Origin of the sequence: Agarivorans sp. 2_MG-2023, from assembly GCF_030548085.1 — a bacterium.
In the GTDB taxonomy this organism is placed as follows: Bacteria; Pseudomonadota; Gammaproteobacteria; order Enterobacterales; family Celerinatantimonadaceae; genus Agarivorans.
The window spans coordinates 68,919-90,898 of the sequence record NZ_JAUORQ010000005.1; the positions used below are offsets into that span (position 1 = coordinate 68,919).

Below are 21,980 nucleotides of genomic sequence, written 5' to 3' on the forward strand. Positions count from 1 at the left end.
TTTAAACAGTTAATTTCTTCTTGAAGCCACACAATAACTGAATAAGATAGTGAGCCACCATCGCCGTAGGATACGGCGTCTTGAGATAAGCAAGCACATGTCAAATATTGAACAACAAATTGCCATAGATATTAATGCTAACGCACAGCAAGTTAGCGCTGCCATTACACTGCTCGACGAAGGCTCTACAGTGCCTTTTATTGCCCGCTACCGAAAAGAAGCCACTGGCGGACTCGACGACGGGCAGCTGCGTTTGCTAGAGCAGCGTTTAAGTTACTTGCGAGAAATGCAGCTACGCCGAATCAGCATTCTTAAGTCAATTACCGAACAAGACAAATTGACTCCACAGCTTGAGCAAGCCATTAATGCCGCGACCAGCAAAACCGAATTAGAAGATTTATACCTGCCTTACAAGAAAAAGCGCCGCACTAAAGGTCAAATAGCCATTGAAGCAGGCATAGAGCCTTTAGCCGAGGCTTTGCTTCTTCAGCCCGATACCGCGCCGGAATCCTTAGCTGAAACCTATATCAATGTAGAGGCTGGCTTTGCCGATAGTAAAGCGGTATTAGATGGCGCAAAGTTCATATTAATGGAACGCTTTGCTATTCAAGCGCCTTTGCTTGCCAGCTTACGAGTGTTTCTGCAGCAGAACGCCGTGGTTAAAGCCAAAATAATAGAAGGCCAGCAACAAAACGGCCAAAAGTTTCAAGACTACTTTGATTACCAAGAAGCGATAGGCAAAATTCCATCGCATCGCGCTTTAGCGATTCTTCGAGGCCGTAATGAAGGCATCCTAAACCTTAGCGTTGAAGTAGAACAAAACGAGGCCTTAAGCCACCCAGCAGAGCAAATTATTCGAGACTACGTTCAGCTCAATCCCAAGGGGGTTGCCAGTGATCGTTGGTTGGCGTCTGTCGTGCAATGGACATGGCGAGTAAAACTAAAATTACAGCTAGATACTGAGCTACTCAACCAAATTCGTGAACACGGCGAAGATGATGCCATTACAGTATTTTCTCGTAATCTAAACGACTTACTGATGGCTGCCCCGGCTGGCGCTAAAGCGACCTTAGGCTTAGACCCTGGCTTACGCACTGGTGTGAAAGTCGCCGTGGTAGACGCTACCGGAAAAATGCTAGCCTACGACACCATTTACCCTCATGCGCCACGTAATCAGTGGCAAGACTCGCTAAAAACCTTGGCCAGTTTAATCACTAAATATGAAGTAAAACTGATCAGTGTGGGTAATGGTACCGCTTCTCGTGAAACCGACAAACTAGCCGCAGATCTCATTAACATGCTGCCTCCGCAGGGCATTCAAAAAGTAATGGTAAGTGAAGCGGGTGCGTCGGTGTATTCGGCTTCAGAACTAGCCGCTTTGGAATTTCCTGATTTAGATGTATCGATTCGTGGTGCAGTGTCTATTGCTCGCCGCCTGCAAGACCCTCTCGCTGAGTTGGTAAAAATTGAACCCAAAGCCATTGGTGTTGGTCAATATCAACACGACGTAAGCCAGAGTAAACTATCGCAACAACTGGATAGCGTAGTAGAAGATTGTGTAAACGCAGTGGGTGTTGATATCAATATGGCATCGGCACCTTTACTCAGTTTTGTGGCAGGGCTAAACAGCACCATCGCGCAAAACATTGTGGCTTATCGTGATGAGAATGGCGCATTTAAATCGCGCGCAGCCATTAAAAAGGTAGCGCGTTTAGGGCCTAAGGCCTTTGAACAAGCTGCCGGGTTCTTGCGTATCCATCAAGCAAAAAATGCCTTAGATGGCTCAGCAGTGCACCCCGAAGCCTACCCGGTGGTTGAAGCGATAGCTAAACACAGCCAGTGCCAAGTAAGCCAATTAATTGCCAATAACGAGCGCTTAAATAACTTAGACCCAAAACAGTTCACTAACGATAAATTTGGTTTGCCGACCGTAACCGACATTATCGCTGAGCTGAAAAAGCCCGGCCGCGATCCACGCCCAGAGTTTGCCACGGCTAACTTCAAAGAAGGCGTGAATACCATCGGTGACTTAAAGCCTGCAATGTTACTAGAAGGGGTAGTGACCAACGTGACTAACTTTGGCGCTTTTGTTGATGTAGGAGTGCATCAAGACGGTTTGGTGCATATTTCTTGTCTTGCCAATCACTTTGTAAAAGACCCTCACCAAGTCGTAAAAGCCGGTGATATTGTAAAAGTGAAAGTACTGGAAGTAGAGCCACAGCGAAAACGCATTGCCCTAAGCATGCGCTTGGATGAAGACATCCCTCAAGCCGCAGCAAATAACAACAAGCCCAGAAATGCCCATCAGGGCAAACCTAAGCAAGCAACCACCAGTAGAGCAACACCTAGGCACGCTGCTAAACAGCAAAAAACAGCGCCTATTAATAGTGCCTTTGCAGATGCCTTTGCTAAAGCTAAAAAGTAACAGGGAGAAAGCCAAGTAGGCTTGTGTTTACTTGGCTTAAGCTGGAAAACGTAATTGAGACTGCGGCCAAAAGGCTAAAAAGCAATATAGGGAAGACTAATAGCCTTACGCTTACTTGGTTTAAGCTTGCAAGCTTAATTGTGACTGCGGACGAAAGGCTGCAGCACTAGCATAACGCTGCTGAATGTGGTCATTGCGTTGCGCCATTTGTTGCGCAATGTCGGGGTAACGTTGCTGCAGGGCTTGCGCATTTTGTTGTTGTTGAGCTTGCGCAGACTGTTGCTCTTCTTCGGTTGCGTTTAAGCCTGTTTCAAATGCCGACGGTTGTTCGTCTGAAGCTAACAAGCCCGGAGGTTGACTATGGTTAAGCTCTTGCTGCGCTTCAGCGGCCTTTTGTTGAGCTTGTGCGGCAACTTGTCTATCTTGACTCGACGGCTCAGCTGGCGCTAAGGCTGCGCGCTGAACTTGCTCCATTTTAGCAATGGTTGCTTGAGGGTCATCAGGAATTTCACTGACATCAATTGATACCTCGCCACCTACCGCATATTGCTTACCATCAGGGCCACGCTCTAGCTCAAAAGAAGCGGCGCTGGCGTATTGGCCACCAACAGCTTGGTGTTGAGCTTCATGGGTTCTCACTTCACGGTCACGAGAACTGAGCTCATCAACCTTCTTTTGTTCGCCTTCACTAAGTTCGTTTTGGCTTTTTTGTCTGGCGCTTGGCTGCTCTGATCCTGATTGGCCCGACCCCGCTTGCTCACCGTCTTTGGCTTGATCGTCCTGTTTGCCTTGCTGATCACCCTGTTGCTCACGACCTTGCTGAGTTTCTCGCTCGCTAATTTTAGCGTTTTGCTGTTCTTGAACTTGCGGGTATTGGGCAGTAACTTGTGGTTTAGAGCGATCTTTTTCTGCGCCTACTTCTGGCTCTTTGGCAAAGCTCGCAACTTCTTTAGGTTGGGCAATAACTTGGCGCAACTGGTTGTCGCGGCGCGCCGCATCGGTGGGCGGCGAAAGCGTATTGGGGAACACATTAGGTAAGCTAACGTTGATATTCATATTAGGCCTCTATATCCAATAAAGTACCTAACATTTTTGATTCTGTTTGAATCACTTTAGCGCCCGCTTTGGCATACAGTTCGGCTTGGCTCAAACTGACTAGCGCATCAACCACTTCATTTTGCTGAGGTTCTCGCTTTGCTGCGACCTCAGCCAGAGTTTGGGCACTTTCGCTAACTTGTTGATTTGCGTTAGCAATAATTTGATAACCGCTGTTCGCTGCTCCAACTTGCATATGCCCTCCAACTAAATCGGCAAAAAGCCACCTATGATTAAAGCTAATTTTAGCAAATCGTACACTTTTACACCACTACTGTGCGCCCAAACTCGATAATCTTATCTGCAAACAAAGCTTTTTCGGAGATGAATGGAGCATGTGATGAGCTTTCAAATTGGTACTGCTGCGCCTCACTATGTAATGCGGCATGTTGCGCCATAGCGGCTTTTGGTACTAAGGCGTCACTGCGCCCATAAAGTTGTAACCATGGCATGTTTATTTGAGCAACTTGCGCTCTTAAGTCTTGGCTCTGCAATAAGGCTAAACCTTGCTGCAAGGCGTTTAACTTAGGCAAAGGTTTATCGGCCAACAGGTCGCGCAATTGTTTGATATCTTGCTTGGCGTGAGCGCTGCCCATGGCTTGAATCGCCAAAAACTGTTGTAGCGTTTTATTAAAGTCTTGCTGCAGCCCTAGAGCAAAACCGCGAAGCACTTTGCCTTGAATGCCCGGCCAATCTTCCCCCGCGACAAAGTGGGCGGAGCTGGCAACGGTAATCAAGCCGGCAACATGCTCAGGCAAATGAATAGCGGCATGTTTTGCCACTAAGCCGCCTAACGACCAGCCCAGCCACAGTGCTTTTTCTGGTACTTGTTTTGCGATAGCTTGCGCCATTCCCTCAAGGCTTAAGGTTTCAATAGCTGTGGAATGACCAAAGCCCGGTAAATCAAAACGATAAACGGTAAAGTGCTGACTCAATAATTCACTCACTGGCTGCCAAACAGCGCCGTTTAAACCCCAACCGTGAATAAGAATTAACGCTGGCCCACTGCCTTGCCGCTCAAAATGCAATTTGCTCATCTACACTTAACTTCTCGTTTATAAGGGGAGCCAATGTTAACCAGTTTTTCCAAGGCTTTAAACCATCCGTTGCTGCAATCAACCCAATGTGTTTTTTGCTTACAATGCAAAAACGCTAGGCAAGCTTGTTGCTCTAGCTGCTCCGCCATATTACGTGGGCAGCATGGTGAGCGTTGCCAAACCTGTTATTTGCCCTTGGCTGAACCAGGTATTTGTGGAGAATGCCAAACAGAGCCGCCCCACTTCGACCGAGTCATTTGTTTAAATGATTACCAATGGCCACTTGAACCAGTCATCAAAGCCTACAAATACGGCAAACAACAATACCTAGCAAAACCCTTAAGTCGGCTAATGTTGAATCACGCCAAGCAACAAAACTCAGGATTGCCTGAGGCTTTTTTACCAGTGCCTCTGCATTGGTTAAAACAATGGCGACGAGGCTTTAATCAAAGTGAATTACTCGCCAGCAGTATTGCTAAGCAACTAAATAAGCCCATGTGCTCACCACTGGTACGTAAACACTACGGTATAAGCCAAGCGAGCCTTAATCGGCAACAACGCCAGCGCGCTTTAGCCGCCAGCTTTAGCCTTAAACACAAAATCCAATTTAAACATTGGGTATTAGTAGACGACGTGGTGACCACTGGCAGCACTGCCAACGTGATAGCCAAGATGCTCAAGCAAGCGGGGGCCGAACAAGTGGATGTTTGGGCAATTGCGCGAACCGATAAACCTAAACATAAAAAATCGTCAGCTAGCAACACTAGCAGAGCTCACAAAAAAGCCGTACAATAAACCTTAGTAATTTAGTCAGGTATCGAGGAAGCAGATGGTATCGATCTCAGAAACGGCTCAACAACACTTTGTTAAGCTGCTAGAACAACAGCCTGAAGGCACCCACATTCGTGTATTTGTGGTAAACCCAGGTACCCCTAGTGCAGAGTGTGGCGTATCTTACTGCCCACCAGAATCGGTTGAAGAAGACGATACTGCACTGCAATTTGATGGCTTTAAAGCCATGGTAGATACCGCAAGCGCACCCTTTTTAGATGAAGCGGAAATCGATTTTGTCACCGATAAAGTGGGCTCGCAACTTACCCTTAAAGCACCAAATGCTAAAATGCGTAAAGTTGAAGATGACGCACCGCTTATCGAACGTGTTGAATACGTTATCGAAAGCCAGGTAAACCCTAACCTTGCCTCTCACGGTGGTAAAGTTAGCGTAATGGAACTTACTGAAGAAGGTGTGGTTGTACTGCAATTTGGCGGCGGCTGTAACGGCTGCAGCATGGTTGACGTAACCCTGAAAGAAGGGATTGAAAAGCAATTGCTTGAAGCCTTCCCAGGTGAGTTAACCGGCGTAAGAGACGTAACAGAGCACCAAGCAGGTGAGCACTCTTACTACTAGCCGCGCTTATTGTTAAGTAGATGCTAGCGAAATAAAAAAGCCTATCTGTTGATAGGCTTTTTTGTGTCAGTAATTAACTTAAACCAAGCTATTCTTCGCGCTGGTCACGCGCTAAAAGATCCATCGCTGCTTGCTTTGGCGATTTAGCTTTATAAAGCACCTGATAAACCTGCTCAACGATTGGCATTTCTACACCAACCCGTTGCGCGAGCAAATACACTTCTTTGGTATTGCGGTAACCTTCTACCACCTGACCAATATCCGCTTCTGCTTGCTCAAGTGATTTACCGGCACCTAGTGCAAGACCAAATCGGCGGTTACGGCTTTGGTTATCAGTACAAGTGAGTACCAAGTCACCCAAACCAGCCATACCTTTGAAGGTCTCAGCTTCAGCACCTAAGGCTTTACCCAAACGCGCCATTTCGCGTAAACCACGGGTGATTAAAGCGGTGCGTGCATTTGCGCCAAAGCCCAAGCCGTCGGCCAAACCTGCGCCTATCGCAATCACGTTTTTCACTGCGCCGCCCAGTTGCACACCAACAATATCGTTGTTGGTATACACTCTAAAGCTACGCTCACAGCGCATTACTTCAGCCAAGTAGCTAACAAAGTCAGTATCTGATGAAGATGCCGAAATGGCCGTAGGTAAACCTGCGGCTAATTCTTTAGCAAATGTAGGCCCTGAAATAACCGCTAACGAGCGTTGCTCGCCAAGCACTTCAACCGCTACTTCTGAAAGCAAGTGCCCAGTATTTGCCTCTAAACCTTTGGTTGCCCAAGCTACACGCGACTCGGCACTCAGCATGGGCTTTATTTGACGCATAATGTCAGCAAAAGCAAAGCTAGGCACCACCACTAATAAGTTGTCGCTTTGGGCAACGGCCGTCGCTAAATCAGCCTCTAACTCGAGACTATCAGGAAAGGTAATACCGGGTAGAAAATCTTGGTTTTCACGGGCTGCATTAAGTGCAGCCACATGTTCAGGCTCATGACCCCATAACACGGTACGTTGTCCATTACGGGCAATGGCAATCGCCAAAGCAGTACCGTATGAGCCAGCGCCCAATACGGTCATAGTCGCCTTTGAGTTAGTCATTAAGCGTCAGCTTTAGCCGCTTGTTGCTGCTCAGCTTGCTGTTGTACGTAGTTCGCAAACAAAGCATCAAAGTTAACTGGTGCAAGGTTAATTTGTGGGAATGAACCACGGTTAACTAAGTTAGATACCGCTTCACGAGCGTAAGGGAACAAAATGTTCGGGCAGTAGGCGTTAATTGCGTGAGCAAGTTGTGGCTCAGGCATATTGCCTAGAGTGAAAATACCACCTTGATGAACTTCACATAAGAATGCTGTTTTGTCTTCTACTTTTGCAGTAACAGTAAGCGTAAGCACTACTTCAAATACGTTATCAGCAAGTTTGTTGCTAGTGGTATCTAGGTCAACTTTCACTTCTGGTTTCCATTCTAGTTGGAAAACTTGAGGAGAGTTAGGCGTCTCGAAAGAGATGTCTTTGGTGTAGATACGTTGGATTGCAAATTCTACTTGTGGTGCTTCTGTGGTTGCTGCTTCAGCCATGATAAATACCTTTAATACTGTGTTTTAAAATTGTCTAATTGCTAAGCGTTAGCAATCAAAGCGCGATCTTATTTCTTAGTGATCGGTAGGTTTGCAGATTTCCAGTCGGTCATGCCGCCGCGTAAGTTATACACTTGCTCAAAACCGCCTTTAACTAGCGTATTTGCCGCTGAGCCAGAACGCATCCCTGTTTCACATACAACGATAATGGGGCTGCCCTTTAAATTTTCAATAGGCTTGAAGTTATTAGCCTGTATTTGAGTTAAAGGAATGTGACGTGCGCCCGCAATATATCCTTTTTTGTATTCATCGTTAGTACGAACATCTACCACTACGGCGTCTTGTTTATTAATAAGCAAGGTCGCTTCGTGATTACCCACTGAAGTCACTTTTGACAACATTGGTTGAATAAAACTGTAAATTACGGCACCGAACAAACCTACCCAAGCGAATGAAATGATAGGGTTATTTCCGACAAATTCGACAACTTGCTGCATAGTATGACAATTCCAGTTAAGCAAATAGTTAGTGATAATGGGGCGAGAGTATACACCCGAGCGGCAAGAATAGCAGCTATCGTAGACGCGTAACTAGGCAAATTGACCTAAGATTCATACACCAACAAAAAAACCACTTAAAATGACTAATCTCGGTTGAATTGCGTTCAATCAGGTGACTCAAACTAAAAATGTAGTAATATTTCACTAATTCGTTTTTCACTTTTACATTTACCGATTGAGGAAATTGCAATGTCTGCAAGCAAAAAGCCTTTGGCTCTAATCATTATGGATGGCTGGGGCTACCGCCAAGATAGCGCGGATAACGCCGTAGCAAACGCGAACACCCCTGTACTAGACAACCTTTGGAACACTGCTGCTAGCACACTGATTTCCAGTTCTGGTCTAGATGTTGGTCTACCTGATGGCCAAATGGGTAACTCTGAAGTAGGCCACACCAACATTGGTGCCGGTCGAATCGTATACCAAGAACTGACTCGTGTTGGTAAGTCAATTACAGATGGTGACTTCTTCACCAATGACGTTTTAGTGGGCGCGGTAGATAAAGCCGTAGCAGCCAACAAAGCTGTACACATTATGGGTCTACTTTCTCCAGGCGGCGTTCACAGCCACGAAGACCACATGTTAGCGGCTATCGAACTCGCCGCGAAACAAGGTGCTAAAGAAATTTACCTGCACGCATTTTTAGATGGCCGCGATACACCACCACGTAGCGCCCAAGGTTCTATCGAGAAATTCGATGCTAAATTTGCTGAAGTGGGCGCGGGTCGCATCGCTTCATTAGTAGGTCGTTACTACGCCATGGACCGCGACAACCGTTGGGAACGTGTAGAAGAAGCTTATCAGCTATTAACTGAAGGCAAAGCAGAATACAGTTACGCTAACGCAACTGAAGCACTAACGGCCGCTTACGCACGTGAAGAAAACGATGAATTTGTTAAAGCATCAGTAATTGGTGATTCACCAGCGGCCATTAACGATGGCGACGCGGTATTGTTCATGAATTTCCGTGCTGACCGTGCTCGTGAAATCTCTCGCTGTTTTGTTGAGCAAGACTTCACCGGCTTTGCGCGCGCTAAAGTACCAGCCTGCGAGTTTGTTACGCTGACTCAATACGCAGCAGACATTAACGCACCTTGTGCTTACGGCCCAACAGACTTAGTAAATACCCTAGGCGAATGGCTAGAGAAGAAAGAGAAAACTCAACTACGCATCTCAGAAACTGAGAAATATGCTCACGTTACCTTTTTCTTCAATGGCGGCAAAGAAGACGCGTTTGTTGGCGAAGATCGCGAACTTATCCCTTCACCTAAGGTAGCCACTTACGACCTGCAGCCAGAAATGAACTCGGAAATGTTAACCGATAAGTTTGTTGCTGCCATTGAAAGCGGTAAGTACGATGTAATTATCTGTAACTACCCTAACACCGACATGGTTGGTCACACTGGCGTTTATGAAGCAGCAGTAAAAGCGTGTGAAGCAGTAGATACAAGCATTGGTCGTTTAGTGGAAGCACTAGATAAAGTAGGCGGCGAGTGTTTAATTACAGCTGACCACGGTAACGCCGAGCAAATGATTGACCCAGAAACAGGTGGCATCCACACCGCTCACACTAACCTACCGGTACCATTTATCTACTACGGCCGCGAAGCCACGCCAGTAGAAGGTGGTCGCCTAAGTGATATCGCTCCTACCATGCTAAGTTTGATGGGCATGGAAACTCCAGCAGAAATGACTGGCAAGGCCTTGATGAATTTGAAATAATGGCTTGATGAAACAGCCTAATTCACATTCGAATCAAGGTGTTATTAAACGCCTTGTTCGCCTGTTAAACGCCAGCCTTATCGCTGGCGTTTTGCTATTGCTCTGCTCTCCTACTCATGCCGATGAGCAACAGCAGCTGATTAATGTGCAAAAACAGCTCAAGCAGCAACAACAGCAACTCAAACAACGCAAAAGCAATATATCTAAAGCCCAAGAGCAGTTACGCCAATACGAATTAGCGCTTGCTGACTCTAGCCAACAACTAAGAAAACTCAACAACCAACTGTCTCATTCTAAAATGGAGCAGCTGCAAATTGAGTCTCAGATAAATACCTTAGAGCAACAACTCAAACAGCAACAAAAAGCCCTAGCAGCACAAATAAATAGTGCCTACCGTTTAGGTGAAAGCGACTATATGAAGATGCTGTTGAACCAACAAAATGCAGCCAACTTAGAGCGCATGCTTAGTTATTACCAATATTTGGCGAAAGCACGCAGTGCCGCATTGCTTGAAGTAAACGATAAGCAAATTGAATTAAGCCAAGTACAAGAGCAGCTGGCGGAATCACAGAAGAAACTCGAAGCCCTAGTAAACCTGCAGCAAGACAAATTGCAACAATCTCAAGCTCAACAGAATCAACGTAAGCAGCAGCTCGCTAAACTCAATACCTTGCAAAACACTGAACAAAGCCGTTTAGAACAGCTGCAAATAAACGAACAGCAGTTACAACAAGTGATTAGTGACAAAATTGAACAGCAGCAACAATTAGCTTTGAAACAAAACTTGGATAAAACCCCACTCACCGGGTTAGCCAAAACCAAGGGCAAGCTGCCATGGCCACTTAGCGGACGAGTTCTGCATAGTTACAACAGCCAAAATCAAGGGCAAACACGCTGGCAAGGTATTGTGATTGATTCCCACCCTGGCACCAAAGTGCAAGCAGTAGCGGCTGGTAATGTGGTCTTTGCCGATTGGTTGCGTGGTTACGGGCTAGTGGTAGCTATTGATCACGGAGAACAGTACTTAAGTTTTTACGGCTATAACCAAAGCATAAACGCCGAAGTGGGTGAACGGGTAAATGCCGGAAAAACCATTGCTTACGCGGGCAACACTGGCGGGCAAACAACCAACGCATTATTTTTTCAAATTCGCCACAAAGGGCAGACCCAAGATCCGAGTAAATGGTTAAAATAGTTAGCGCTTGTGTAAGCGTATTATTTTGTAGCCACCTGCTTGCCAGCCAACTCACCATTATTATCGACGATGTGGGTAATAGCGCCCGTGACATTGAGTTATTGGAGCTTCACCCCAGCATTACGCTTTCGATTTTGCCTTCCAGCCCCTATGCCAAAGAAATTGCCGAACTAGCCCAACAGCAGCAGCGCGAAGTGATGTTGCATTTACCCATGCAAGGTAGCGGGGAAATAGCGTTAGGGCCTTATGGCTTAAGCGACCACTTGGATGAAGGCAACTTTAAACAGCGAGTACAAGCCGCGATTAATGACTACCCCGAAGCCACCGGTTTAAACAACCATATGGGTAGCCAGTTAACCCAACTCCCCACCGAGATGCACTGGCTAATGCAAGTATTGGCAAAACAGCAATTGTTTTTTGTGGACAGTCGTACTCATTTAGCCAGCATTGGCAATAAAGTTGCCAGCCATTACCAAGTGCCCAACCTGCGTAGACACGTATTTCTAGATCACCAAGATAATCCTGCAGCAATAGAAAAACAGTGGCAGCAGGCGATTAACATTGCGCGTAAATACGGCCATGCTGTGCTTATTGCCCACCCAAGACCACATTCGGTAAATCAACTGGCTAAACTAGCGCTACCAGAAGATGTACAGCTAGTTGGTGTGGCCCAGCGATTAGCGCTCAATAACATTCCCAAAACAGAAACACCACTGCCCCAACTAGTGGATGCCACAAGCTTACAAACTGCTGAACCACCAACTAGTAAGCATAGTGCTAAGCGCTTTGCCAAGGTTCATGACAACGTCGTTCGTATCTTCCTTTTTCTTGAATCGCTCTCTTGCAGCGAGGCTTCGGGGCAGCTTCTATCTGCGCATGCTTGTTCGCAATTATTATTCGACACTGGTTTAGCACTTGTGCTGTGATTTCATATTGCAACGCCAAGACTTAGATTCGAAATAGAAAGTAAGCAACACTAATCAGCAACTACGTAATGGATGACTAAGCCCTAAGATTTAAGCCGTTTGCTGCTCGAGGTGAATAAGATTATTCAAGGCTTGCTGCTGGGTATTACCGCATAGCCACTTAGCGGCTTTAAAATCACTACATACTTGTGGCCGCTTGGCTTGACCAAAAATGTTACACAAGTTATCAGCATTGAGATGCACACAGCGCTCACCGGCAGGTTTGTTTAAAGAGCTAATCGAAGGCGCAATACAACAAGCACCGCAACCGATTCGGCATTGCATAGTCAGTGCTCACGAAATTGAAGGGGCGCTAGTGTAGCAAAAAACATCTATAAATATACCAGCAAAACAGCAACAAAAAATGGCAGCCAAAAGGCTGCCATTTTTATCTTTTTAAGCCAAAGGTTTAGTGAAGCCTGCGTAAGCTTAATCGTCCTGTTGGCGAGAGGAAATCATCAAAACACAGCATCGTTCCGTTACTCAGGGTGATACAGTTTTTCTGATTCACTGACCCATCATGCTCTGAACCATCACTAGGTAAGTTAGGATCAATAATCACGCCTGGCGAAGAAGGTATACCGTCTTCCACTTTTTGGTGTGAACTGTCGTTGTTAATGGTGTCGCTATCATCGTTAGGGTCGGTGTTTCCATCAGTACCGGTATTCCAAGTTCGACCAGAATGCAGGTTAAGCTCCATATACCAACCGCTACCACCTGATGCGCATGTATCAGTATTGGGTAGCATGGTTGTAAAACTTAACTTGTTTGATAGCAACAAGCTATGACTCACCTGCCGCTCTCCATAGTTGTTAGTATTTTTGTTTTGAGTGTTCACAAAGTCTAAATACCAACCACTTTGACTAGACCAATCAATCGGGTAGTCGGTTAGTAGGCGATTGCGTGCGTCTTCTTCAATTATCGCTTGGCGCAATAAATTTGAATCATAAACCTCTTGGCCATCTACCCGTGAGCGAGAGCTCTCTACTGCAGTACCGTTTAAACGGTCCCAAATAACGTAAATACTCTGAGTATCTTGATTATCAGCATCGTTGTCATCCACCTCAATGTACTTACCAGTGCCAAAGGCCACTAATACACCTTTACCTATACCCTCGGGGTGGACACCCACAGATGGCTTAGTCGTAATGGGCTGAGCTTGATACTGGTAGCTGGTTCCCACCACCTTTTTACTAGGGCTTACAGCACTAAATAAAGGCGGTTGTTTACCGCCGCTACTGGTTGTAGCTAAGCCCCAGTCACTGGTAGATTTACTTGAGACATCAAACACCCACATGTTACCGAACAAGTCGCCTACGTAAATTCTATCGGCCACACCATCACTGGTTAAGTCCACCACAGCAGGAGACGCTAAGCCATTTGGTCTCGCTTGACCAGTGGGGTCTTGATCACTACCGACCCCTGTTTTTAAGCTCGCAATTAAACTGCCGTCTTTTAAATCAGCAATGAATAACATCCCTTCATCTTCAGAAGCGTTATAGCCATTAGAAAATATGACTCCAGTTTTACCATTAGGCAACTTAGCAATGGTAGGTTGTTCTCGGCTATAACCTAAGCCTTCGAAGCCTCTAGTGTTGCTATCAATTTCCCACTTGATATTGTTTTTAGATGGCCAGTTCATATTAGTAACATCAATGGCATACAAGCCTTTAACGCCAGTGCCTAAAGTGCCAACTACCGTGGTTTTGTCTGAATCGTCGGTATAAGCGCTAATGGCTCCATCAACAAAATATTTATGGGTATAAGTGCTTCTACTTAGGCTGTTAAGGTGTTGGTATACTTGGCTTGGAATATAAGCCATTAGTTCTTTGCCCGTCTTAGCATCAATAACATGTACCATGCCGTCATTAGCACCAAAGACTAATACAGGTTTATTCACCTTATGACCTGTTGCCACATCAACGTAATAGGGAATGGAGTTAATCACATCGCCCAGCGCAGTAGAGCGTTTACGCATGGCGTAGGCTAAGTCACTTTGCTCATAGGTTCGATCACCGCGAAGGTAATTAACCACGGCCTCCAGATAAGCAACCTTGGTAGCTTCAGAGCCGTTTTGCCCACCAAGTAAACTATTGATTTGCGCTAGACTTAAGCCATCGCTGTTACCGCTCAAGTCATCTGGCGCAACAAAGTCTACGATTCGATTCGATTCTGGGTTACGCGTAAAAATTGTTCTATTTTCTGGCAACATTGCGTCTAGTTCTTTAGCCGCGCTCCAGGTTTCAGTTGAGCTAAAGCCGCCGCCACTGGCAGCTTTATAAGCTTTCACATCACCACTCCAGTATTCCCCATCAAAAGCAGATTGATATAGAAACGAACTACTGGTTAAAAAATTATTGTTAAATACTGGTGGACTCGCTGATTGACTGCCACTGGCGATTTTCTCTAAAGCTTTACCAATTTGAGCTCCCAGTTGACCCGCATTCGTCACAGGAAAGTAGTTATCTGGTGAGCCGGGTACTTCTTCATCCCATTCACCATCATCAGGTATACCGTTATTGTTGGTATCGGTGAAGCCCCCCCACTTCGCCGCATACCACAGTGGCGATGGTAGTAAGGTGGCGGCAGCAGAATCAGAACTAGGGAAGAAGTTTCGCTTACGGATGAGCGGTAAATCATTGGCGTTATTGCTCACTTCGCGCGAGTTATATGGAAATGCCGCTTCGTTTTCTAAAGGCGTATCTAAATAGTACTCACGTTTGCTACCACTTTTGTCTTTCACGTCGAGGTAGATACCGTCTTTATCAGTACCCGAGATAACGTATCCAGCGTGTTGATCGATACTGCCCGCAGCATATAACGAATCTAAGGTTAACTGCACGCCTTTGCGCTTTGTACAGGTAGCTTCGTTGTCATAAGCACTGTTGCAAAGCTCTTTCACTTCATAGTGATACTTAACGATCATGTCCATTTCATGGTCGGCACCTTGCTCAACATCCTCAAAATTGATCCTAAAGGTGCCCTTTGTTGGTGAGAACTCTTCTACGTAATAATCCACAATGGTATTGGTTGGCTGAAAATCGCCTTTTTTGGTACTAATACATTTTCCACCCACACAGCCGCCTACCGATTTAGCAAAGGGCACAATAATGATTTTTTCACCCGCAACCTCTACTTCAACCTCAGGCAAAGGAGAAGATACTGCCACTACGGTAGTTTGGATGTTTTGCTTACCGGGTTTCGTTGGGAACATATCTGTTTTATGCCCATAATGCGCCACTGCCGCAACTGAATAGCTACCTTCTTTAGTCGGTTCTTGTGGAGATAAACCACGAATTTCCGATAAGCTAGTCACCGTTTTTGCGGTTGGCGCACTCGTTGTACCAGAGTTATCACCGACCGATTCACCAATAAAGTAATCTCCTTTAATGTTCTCATGAGTAGAAATATTATCGAGTAAGTTCTTCAAGTGAAAACCATCTAGCGTGGACCCCGAATAGCTACTCGCAAAACTCGGATGAGCGTTCGGTAATTCGTCTGAATCGTAAGAAGGGCTAATATCACTAATCACCAAATTAAACGGAGCAGCGCAGTAATCCCGATTTTCGTAAGGGTCATCCCAGGTAGCAAAAGGTAAGCCTAGATAACCATCTATCGTGCCTTTACCACTTGAATATGAGCCGCTGGCTGAGCCTTCCCCATGAAAATACCGCAAACTCTCATAAAGCATTTCACCAATGGGGTTGCCCCAAGAGGTACATTCGCCATTGCGAATAGCTCGGTCTGTGATCCAACCGCAGCCATACTCATAGCTGCCATATTTAAACCCATAAATCCGCAGCTTATTAATGGTGCTAACAATACCGTCAGTGTTAGTTTTAAACTGACCGCTGTTGGTAATAATCTCATCGCCAAAATGAGACACCGCTTTGCGCAATATCCCGCCGGAGAGATTTTTATCATAACTGCCAGTGAGCAAGCCAAACTCTATGCTGCCATCTTCGCCGTAATCATGCAGCAGGCCGGTTGGTTTAAATTGCTTATTGGGATATTCCTTACAGTTAGCCTCTAATTTGTCTTTCACACATACTTCGACACGGATCTCATAAGACTCGCTAACATTACCTGCTAACACCGGACGCTCGGTTGTGGCCCACTCCCAAATCTCTTTGTTCATATTCTTTTTAATGCGGAGCTCTGGTGCACCGCCATCAGACCAAGAAGCGCTGCCAAAAAAGTGTTTTCTATTTGAATTTGGTTGAGACAAAGGGGTGTAGTTATCGATACGATAACCGTTCACAGCCTCAGAGGTATAACTCTTCCCCCAGGAATGAGCGTCTTGAGGAATGAAAACTCGCTCAAGTACCGTTAAGCCTTCGCTATCCACTGTGCGATAGCCGCCGTATAACACCGTGCGTAAAACATCCATGCGCGACATGGTTAAGTAGTTAAGGAAATCTCCACTCCATTCACCAGAACCGCTACACGTTTTGGTAGTGGCTTTTGCGCCCACACCCGGTGAAAAGCGTTTTTGCGTAGTATTGTAGGTATAACAGCGTTGGCTGTTAAAGTAGCCAGCATAATCAACAGCAAGAGGATTATAGTTAATGTCTAAATCATCGTTACCGGTTAAGTCGGTAGCGTCATTGTAAGCTTCATAGTAAAGAGAATGGTCCCTTCCCATTACCAACATCACCATTGGTGCTGGCGTGGTAGCTACGTATAAAGGACTATCGGCTAAGTTAAGGTTTGCCGCTGATAAGGCAGGGGCAAAGCAACAGCTAATTAAACTAAAGCCAAATAAACAGCGTTTGATATCACTATTGGTTTTAGATAATAAACGCCGTCGCATTTGATGTATTAACACAGAGAATTTCATTAAAGCTTCGCTTCCAACAACATAGCTCGCCAGCCTTTTTCAAACCCTTTGAAAAAGTAATAAACGACCATAGAAAACCTGTTGGAATTTTAAGCTGAAAAGGATGGGATTTCAGTGAACCCTTAGACAATTTATTTTAGTAATATCTATTAAAAACATATATTTAAATAAATACCTCATCAAAAGAAATACACCACATATAAAAATAATAAACAAGCAAAGAAAGGCTGATGATAAACAAAAAAAGGGAGCTGCAAGCAGCTCCCTTTTTATTTTATCAGGTTACGTTTAGTGTAGGGCTCGTAAGCTTAAACGACCCGTTGGGGATTCGTAGTCGTCATAACAGAACATAGAGCCATTACTTAAGGTAATACAGTTTTTCTGGATAATCCCGTCTTCACCGACCACACCTTCATCAGTCAAATTAGGGTCAATAATCACTGATGGTGATGATGGAATGCCATCTACTTTTTGATGAGAGCTTTCATCATCAATCGTATTGGTATCATCATCCGGATCAGTGAAGTCTTCATTTCCTGAATTCCACGTTACTCCAGAATGTAGGTTCATTTCCATGTACCAACCACTTCCTCCCGGCGTACAAGCATCTTCATTGGGGAGAAGTGTCGTAAAGCTCAACTTATTTGCCAACAATAAACTATTTGTTACCTGCCTCTCGCCATAATTAGTTGTATTGTCATCTTGAGTATTGACTAAATCCAAGTACCACCCTTTATGTACCCCCCAATCTATTGGGTAACTTGACACTTTTCTGTTTCTTGCGTCTTCCTCAATAATAGACTGACGTAGTAGATTGCTATATACCTGCTCACTATCGACCTGAGTCCTGCTTGTCGTGTAGTAACTCTCATCCAATTTATCCCAAATTGCATAAATTGACTGGGTAGGCTCAGCTAAATAATTGTTGTCGCCTTTCTCAATATATTTACCGGTTCCAAAAGCGACTAAAACTCCTTGTCCAATCCCATAAGGGTGAACTCCAACCGAAGGGCGCGTTGTAATGGCTTGGGAAATATATGTAGCCGGAGAACCCGATTTATCTAAGCTAACGGCTGTAAATAAAGGTTTATCATCTTCATTAGCAATCTTCCAGTTTCCTACGTTGGAATCTGAAATATTGAAAACCCACATATTTCCATACAAATCGCCGGCATAAATACGGTCGGCAATACCATCACCATTTAAGTCTACCACCGCAGGGCTGGCAAGAGCATTAGGTCTGTTTAGACCGGTAGGATCTACTATGCTTCCCACGGTTAATGACTTAATTAAGCTACCATCGTCAAGGTCTGCTATATATAATGTTCCAGCATCTTCAGCAGAGTTGTAACCATTAGAGAAAATAACCCCCACTTTTCCATTTTTAAGCTTAGCGATTGTAGGTTTTTCCCGAGTGAAGCCTAAACCACCAAAACCAGCATCAGTGCTATTAATTTCCCACTTAATTTTGTTTTTATTAGCACTTCTCATATCGCTAACATCGATAGCATATAACCCTTTAAAGCCAGTACCCAAGGTGCCTACAACAATGGTTTTATCACTATCATCTGTATATCCAGCGATTTCCCCATCTACGAAGTACTTATGAGAATAACTACTCTTAGTTAGGCTATTTAAATGTGGATAAACCTGACTCGGTATATAAGCCATGATCTCTTCGCCATTAGCAACATCTATAACATGCACCATCCCATCGTTTGCACCGAAAACTAACACTGGTTTATCTACGTCGTGCCCATTAACTTCGTCTACATAATAGGGAGTCGAGTTAACTATATCGCCCAAAGCCGATTTGCGTTCACGCATACTATAAGCTAAATCAGCGGCTTCATAGGTTCGCTCTCCGCGTAAATAGTTAATTACTGCAGTTAAATAAGCTAACTTTTCGGCGTCTGTACCATTCAGCCCGCTTAACAATGCTTCGATTTGAGTAACACTTAAACCATCATCAGCACCTAACAAGTCAGAGGGGACGACAAAATCAACAACTTCGTTACTAACGCTGTTTCGAGTGTAAATAGTTCTACTGGAGGGGGTTACAGCATCTATTTCTTCTGCAGCTTGCCAGGTAGGGGTATCACTAAAGCTGCCACCATTACTGGAGTATGCTAATACGTTTCCACTCCAAGTATCACCTTCAAAGCGAGTTTGATACAAAAATGCCCCACTATTAAGAAAAGTATTGTTAAACACAGGTGAAGTAGATGATTGGTCATCTCCAAATGTACTTTCCAAAGCTTTGCCAATTTGAGCTTCTAATTCTCCAGCATTCGTTACAGGAAAATATGAATCTGGTTCCCCAGAGTTGTTTTTGTCCCACTCACCAGCGTCGGGGAAATGGTTAGTGTTGTCTTCTGCTTCTTCAAAGCCCCCCCATTTTGCGGCATACCATAAAGGGGAAGGCAATAGATTAGCCGACGAGCTATTAGGAAAGAAATGCCTAGTTCGAGTTAACTCTAGGTCATCTACATTTGCATTTAGTGTTCGATTTCTGGAATTAAGAGGAAAGGCTGAATCTGACTGCTCTGGTGTATCTAGATAGTAGTTAACTTTGCTGCCACCGATATCTTTAACATCTAAGTAAATACCATCCTTTTCAGTACCAGAGATAACGTACCCCGCGTGCTGGTCAATACTGCCAGCAGCATACAATGAGTCTAAGGTGAGTTTTACCCCAGGAGTTTTAGTGCAATCGTCTTCATCGTCATCTACATTTGGGCAAAGATCTTTAACTTCATAGGTATATTGAACAATCATGTCCATATCATGATCAGCCCCCTGCTCTACATCTTCGAAGTTAATCCTAAATATCCCTTTAGTACTAGAAAACTCTTCCACATAATAGTCAACAATTGTGTTTGTTGGCTGAAACTCACCCTGAGCGCGATTAATACTGTATCCACCTACAGACTTAGCGAAAGGTACTATTTTAATAACATCGTCACCAACCTCAACTTCCACTTCTGGTAATGGAGAGGAAATTGCTACAACCATAGTATTAATATTCTGCTTACCTTCTTTAGTAGGAAATAAGTCAGTTTTGTGCCCATAATAAGCCACGCCGGCTACGGAATAACTCCCCTCTTTAGTGGGTTCAGCGGGTGACAAACCTCGAATAGCAGACAACGAGCTAACTGTTTTAGCCGTAGGAGCACTCTTAGTATCTGAGATATCTCCGACTGACTCACCTACAAAATAACTACCAGAAATACCTTCTTTTGTAGAAATAGTATCGAGTAAATCGGTTATATCGAAATCAGTAAGTTCGCTACCCTGGTAAGGTAAAGAGTTACCTGAAGAATCAAGTTTAATGAAATCATTCAGAGCTCCAGGAAGCTCATCAGAGTCATAAGAAGGGTTTATATCACTAATAACTAAATTATAAGGCGCCGCACAATAAGAGCGCTTCGCTATGGCCGGGTCAGCCCAATTTTCGTAAGGATCATCCCAAGTTGCATACGGCAGGCCTAAAGATGCATCGATAGTTCCACTTCCTGCAGAGTAACTAGAGCTAGCACTATTTTCACCATGAAAATAACGAACACTTTCATAAAGCATTTCACCGATTGGGTTACCCCAGGATGTACACTCCCCATTGGCAATTGCTCTAGTTGCTACCCAACCACAACCATACTCTTCGGAACCATAGTCAAAACCGTAAATCTTCAGCTTGTTGATCGTACTCACAATGCCATTAACTGCACTATCAAATACTCCAGAACTTGGGTCAACTTCAGTCGAAAAATCTCCAACAGCTTTACGGAGCACACCACCAGATAAGTTTTTATCGTAACTTCCGGTGATTAGACCAAATTCGATACTGCCATTCTCGCCGTAATCATGCAGTACACCGGTAGGTTTATAATTACCTTCTGAGTATTCCTTACAATTTTCTTCCAAACTATCTGCCACACACACCTCAACTCTAACATTAAAAGTGTTGTGAATAGTTCGACCACTGCTGCTTAATACTGGGCGCTCAGTACTCGCCCACTCCCAGATATTGCCCGTAGGCTCTTTAGGGTTAGTTGCGCTAGGAGCCACCTCTTGTCGAACTCTTAACTGAGGTGTTCCTCCATCGGCAAAAGATGCGGTTCCAAAAAAGTGTTTAGTCCCATCACTAGGTAAAGAGAATGGTGAATACATTCTAATGTTGTATTTATCAACCGCAACTGAGGTATACATCTTTCCCCAACTGTGAGCATCTTGAGGGATGAACACTCTCTCTAACACCGTTTGACTATTTTCAGTTCCGATAGCGGCGGTATCGGTTGAGCGATAGCCGCCATACAAAACTTTTCTTAAAACATCCATACGCGACATAGTCAGATAGTTTAAAAAGTCACCACTCCAAGAGCCGACACCAGATTGAGCACAGGTTTTGTAATTAGTTGTATCGCTATCTGATTGAGCAATACCAGAATGAACAACAGATTGTTCGGGGGAGAACTTGCCCGATGCGTAGGAGTAGCAGCGATTACTATCGAAGTAACCCGCATAATTAATCTTGTTAGGCGAGTAACGAATATCAAGTTCACCGTCACCATCTAAGTCCGAGGCATCATTATAAGCTTCGTAATAAAGTGTATGATCTCGCCCCATTACTAACATTACCAGTGGAGGTGGAGAGCTTGCAGTATATAAAGGCGCATCAGCTAAATCTAAACTGGCAGCTGGTGAAAGCAAAGACACTGAGCTAAAGGCTAATGAACTAATGGTTGTTTTTAATAAAAATTTCATTACCAACACCCTCCAGTTGCAGCTGTAGTGCTACCAGTACTAGATATAGTGAGCGCACCGCAAGAGTCCCCACTTTGAGAACCTTTAGGGGTAGCCGTTAGCGTATAAGAAGTACCTGTAGAATTAGCTACTGCAGTTAAGGTATAAATTTCGCTAAAATCGCTACTTGGCGTATAGATACTTAAGGATGCTGAGCTTACTGCACCACTATAATTAAGGTGCATCGCGTAGTAACTTTCCATATGCTGAGCGGCTTCGACTAAAGTTCGTTTACCTTCTTCGCGCTTGGTGCTTTGCACATGGCTTAAATAACTCGGGTAGGCAATACCCGCTAATATGGCTACGATGGCGACTGTTATCATCACCTCTAGTAACGTAAATCCTTTTACTTGTTTCACTC

At 44.7% G+C, this 21,980-nt stretch carries 16 protein-coding genes; 6 read left to right on the forward strand and 10 right to left on the reverse strand.

Translation table 11 applies throughout. The features are described from left to right. The first annotated feature begins 97 nt into the window (after window positions 1-97). Window positions 98-2,425, forward strand: coding sequence for a Tex family protein (locus Q4549_RS09020; RefSeq protein ID WP_303553840.1), 2,328 nt, complete (start codon window positions 98-100; stop codon window positions 2,423-2,425). Window positions 2,426-2,545: 120 nt separating this feature from the next. Here Q4549_RS09020 and Q4549_RS09025 read toward each other — a convergent pair whose 3' ends face one another. The 3 genes from Q4549_RS09025 to bioH form a co-directional block, all read right to left on the reverse strand. After that, on the reverse strand, window positions 2,546-3,481 hold the full coding sequence (locus Q4549_RS09025) for a putative metalloprotease CJM1_0395 family protein (RefSeq protein ID WP_303553841.1): 936 nt from the start codon (window positions 3,479-3,481) through the stop codon (window positions 2,546-2,548). A gap of 1 nt (window position 3,482) precedes the next feature. Continuing rightward, a complete protein-coding gene (locus tag Q4549_RS09030; protein WP_137674391.1) occupies window positions 3,483-3,716 on the reverse strand; it encodes a flagellar biosynthesis protein FlgE in 234 nt (77 codons plus the stop codon). Between the two features lie 67 nt (window positions 3,717-3,783). After that, on the reverse strand, window positions 3,784-4,557 hold the full coding sequence (bioH, locus tag Q4549_RS09035; protein WP_303553842.1) for a pimeloyl-ACP methyl ester esterase BioH: 774 nt from the start codon (window positions 4,555-4,557) through the stop codon (window positions 3,784-3,786). A 33-nt stretch (window positions 4,558-4,590) separates the two neighbouring features. Between bioH and Q4549_RS09040 the strand changes: the two genes are divergently transcribed. Together Q4549_RS09040 and nfuA are read left to right on the forward strand one after the other, a co-directional pair. Then, window positions 4,591-5,352 (forward strand): ComF family protein, encoded by a 762-nt coding sequence (locus tag Q4549_RS09040; RefSeq protein ID WP_303553843.1) that lies wholly within the window; start codon window positions 4,591-4,593, stop codon window positions 5,350-5,352. 34 nt (window positions 5,353-5,386) lie between these two features. Beyond that, window positions 5,387-5,965: a Fe-S biogenesis protein NfuA gene (gene nfuA, locus Q4549_RS09045; protein WP_303511775.1), complete on the forward strand. Its 579-nt coding sequence runs from the start codon at window positions 5,387-5,389 to the stop codon at window positions 5,963-5,965. A gap of 88 nt (window positions 5,966-6,053) precedes the next feature. Here the strand turns inward: nfuA and gpsA are convergent, their stop codons facing one another. From gpsA to Q4549_RS09060, 3 genes are all read right to left on the reverse strand, one after another. After that, window positions 6,054-7,061, reverse strand: a complete 1,008-nt coding sequence (gene gpsA, locus Q4549_RS09050; protein WP_137673452.1) for an NAD(P)H-dependent glycerol-3-phosphate dehydrogenase — start codon at window positions 7,059-7,061, stop codon at window positions 6,054-6,056. Then, window positions 7,061-7,537, reverse strand: a complete 477-nt coding sequence (secB, locus tag Q4549_RS09055; protein WP_137673451.1) for a protein-export chaperone SecB — start codon at window positions 7,535-7,537, stop codon at window positions 7,061-7,063. Before secB ends, gpsA begins: the two co-directional genes overlap by 1 nt. A gap of 68 nt (window positions 7,538-7,605) precedes the next feature. Then, the gene (locus tag Q4549_RS09060; RefSeq protein WP_137673450.1) at window positions 7,606-8,034 is read right to left on the reverse strand and encodes a rhodanese-like domain-containing protein; all 429 of its coding nucleotides are present in this window, start codon (window positions 8,032-8,034) and stop codon (window positions 7,606-7,608) included. 252 nt (window positions 8,035-8,286) lie between these two features. Between Q4549_RS09060 and gpmM the strand changes: the two genes are divergently transcribed. Genes gpmM through Q4549_RS09075 form a run of 3 tightly spaced genes read left to right on the forward strand, consistent with a single transcriptional unit; the run spans window position 8,287 to window position 11,940 of the window. Continuing rightward, entirely contained in the window at window positions 8,287-9,819 is a 1,533-nt protein-coding gene (gene gpmM / locus Q4549_RS09065; RefSeq protein WP_303553844.1) for a 2,3-bisphosphoglycerate-independent phosphoglycerate mutase, read from the forward strand. Between the two features lie 7 nt (window positions 9,820-9,826). Continuing rightward, window positions 9,827-11,014, forward strand: a complete 1,188-nt coding sequence (locus Q4549_RS09070) for a murein hydrolase activator EnvC (protein ID WP_303553845.1) — start codon at window positions 9,827-9,829, stop codon at window positions 11,012-11,014. After that, window positions 11,002-11,940, forward strand: coding sequence for a divergent polysaccharide deacetylase family protein (locus Q4549_RS09075; RefSeq protein ID WP_303553846.1), 939 nt, complete (start codon window positions 11,002-11,004; stop codon window positions 11,938-11,940). Before Q4549_RS09070 ends, Q4549_RS09075 begins: the two co-directional genes overlap by 13 nt. Window positions 11,941-12,030: 90 nt before the next feature. Here the strand turns inward: Q4549_RS09075 and Q4549_RS09080 are convergent, their stop codons facing one another. The 4 genes from Q4549_RS09080 to Q4549_RS09095 all read right to left on the reverse strand — a co-directional run bounded on the left by Q4549_RS09080 (window position 12,031) and on the right by Q4549_RS09095 (window position 21,978). After that, entirely contained in the window at window positions 12,031-12,264 is a 234-nt protein-coding gene (locus Q4549_RS09080) for a YkgJ family cysteine cluster protein (protein WP_303553847.1), read from the reverse strand. 124 nt (window positions 12,265-12,388) lie between these two features. Next, complete coding sequence (locus tag Q4549_RS09085; protein ID WP_303553848.1) at window positions 12,389-16,819, reverse strand: pilus assembly protein; 4,431 nt, start codon at window positions 16,817-16,819, stop codon at window positions 12,389-12,391. Window positions 16,820-17,107: 288 nt separating this feature from the next. Next, window positions 17,108-21,580 (reverse strand): pilus assembly protein, encoded by a 4,473-nt coding sequence (locus Q4549_RS09090; protein WP_303553849.1) that lies wholly within the window; start codon window positions 21,578-21,580, stop codon window positions 17,108-17,110. Continuing rightward, window positions 21,580-21,978, reverse strand: a complete 399-nt coding sequence (locus Q4549_RS09095; protein ID WP_303553850.1) for a type IV pilin protein — start codon at window positions 21,976-21,978, stop codon at window positions 21,580-21,582. The genes Q4549_RS09090 and Q4549_RS09095 overlap by 1 nt, the downstream gene beginning before the upstream one ends. Between the last annotated feature and the right edge of the window lie 2 nt (window positions 21,979-21,980).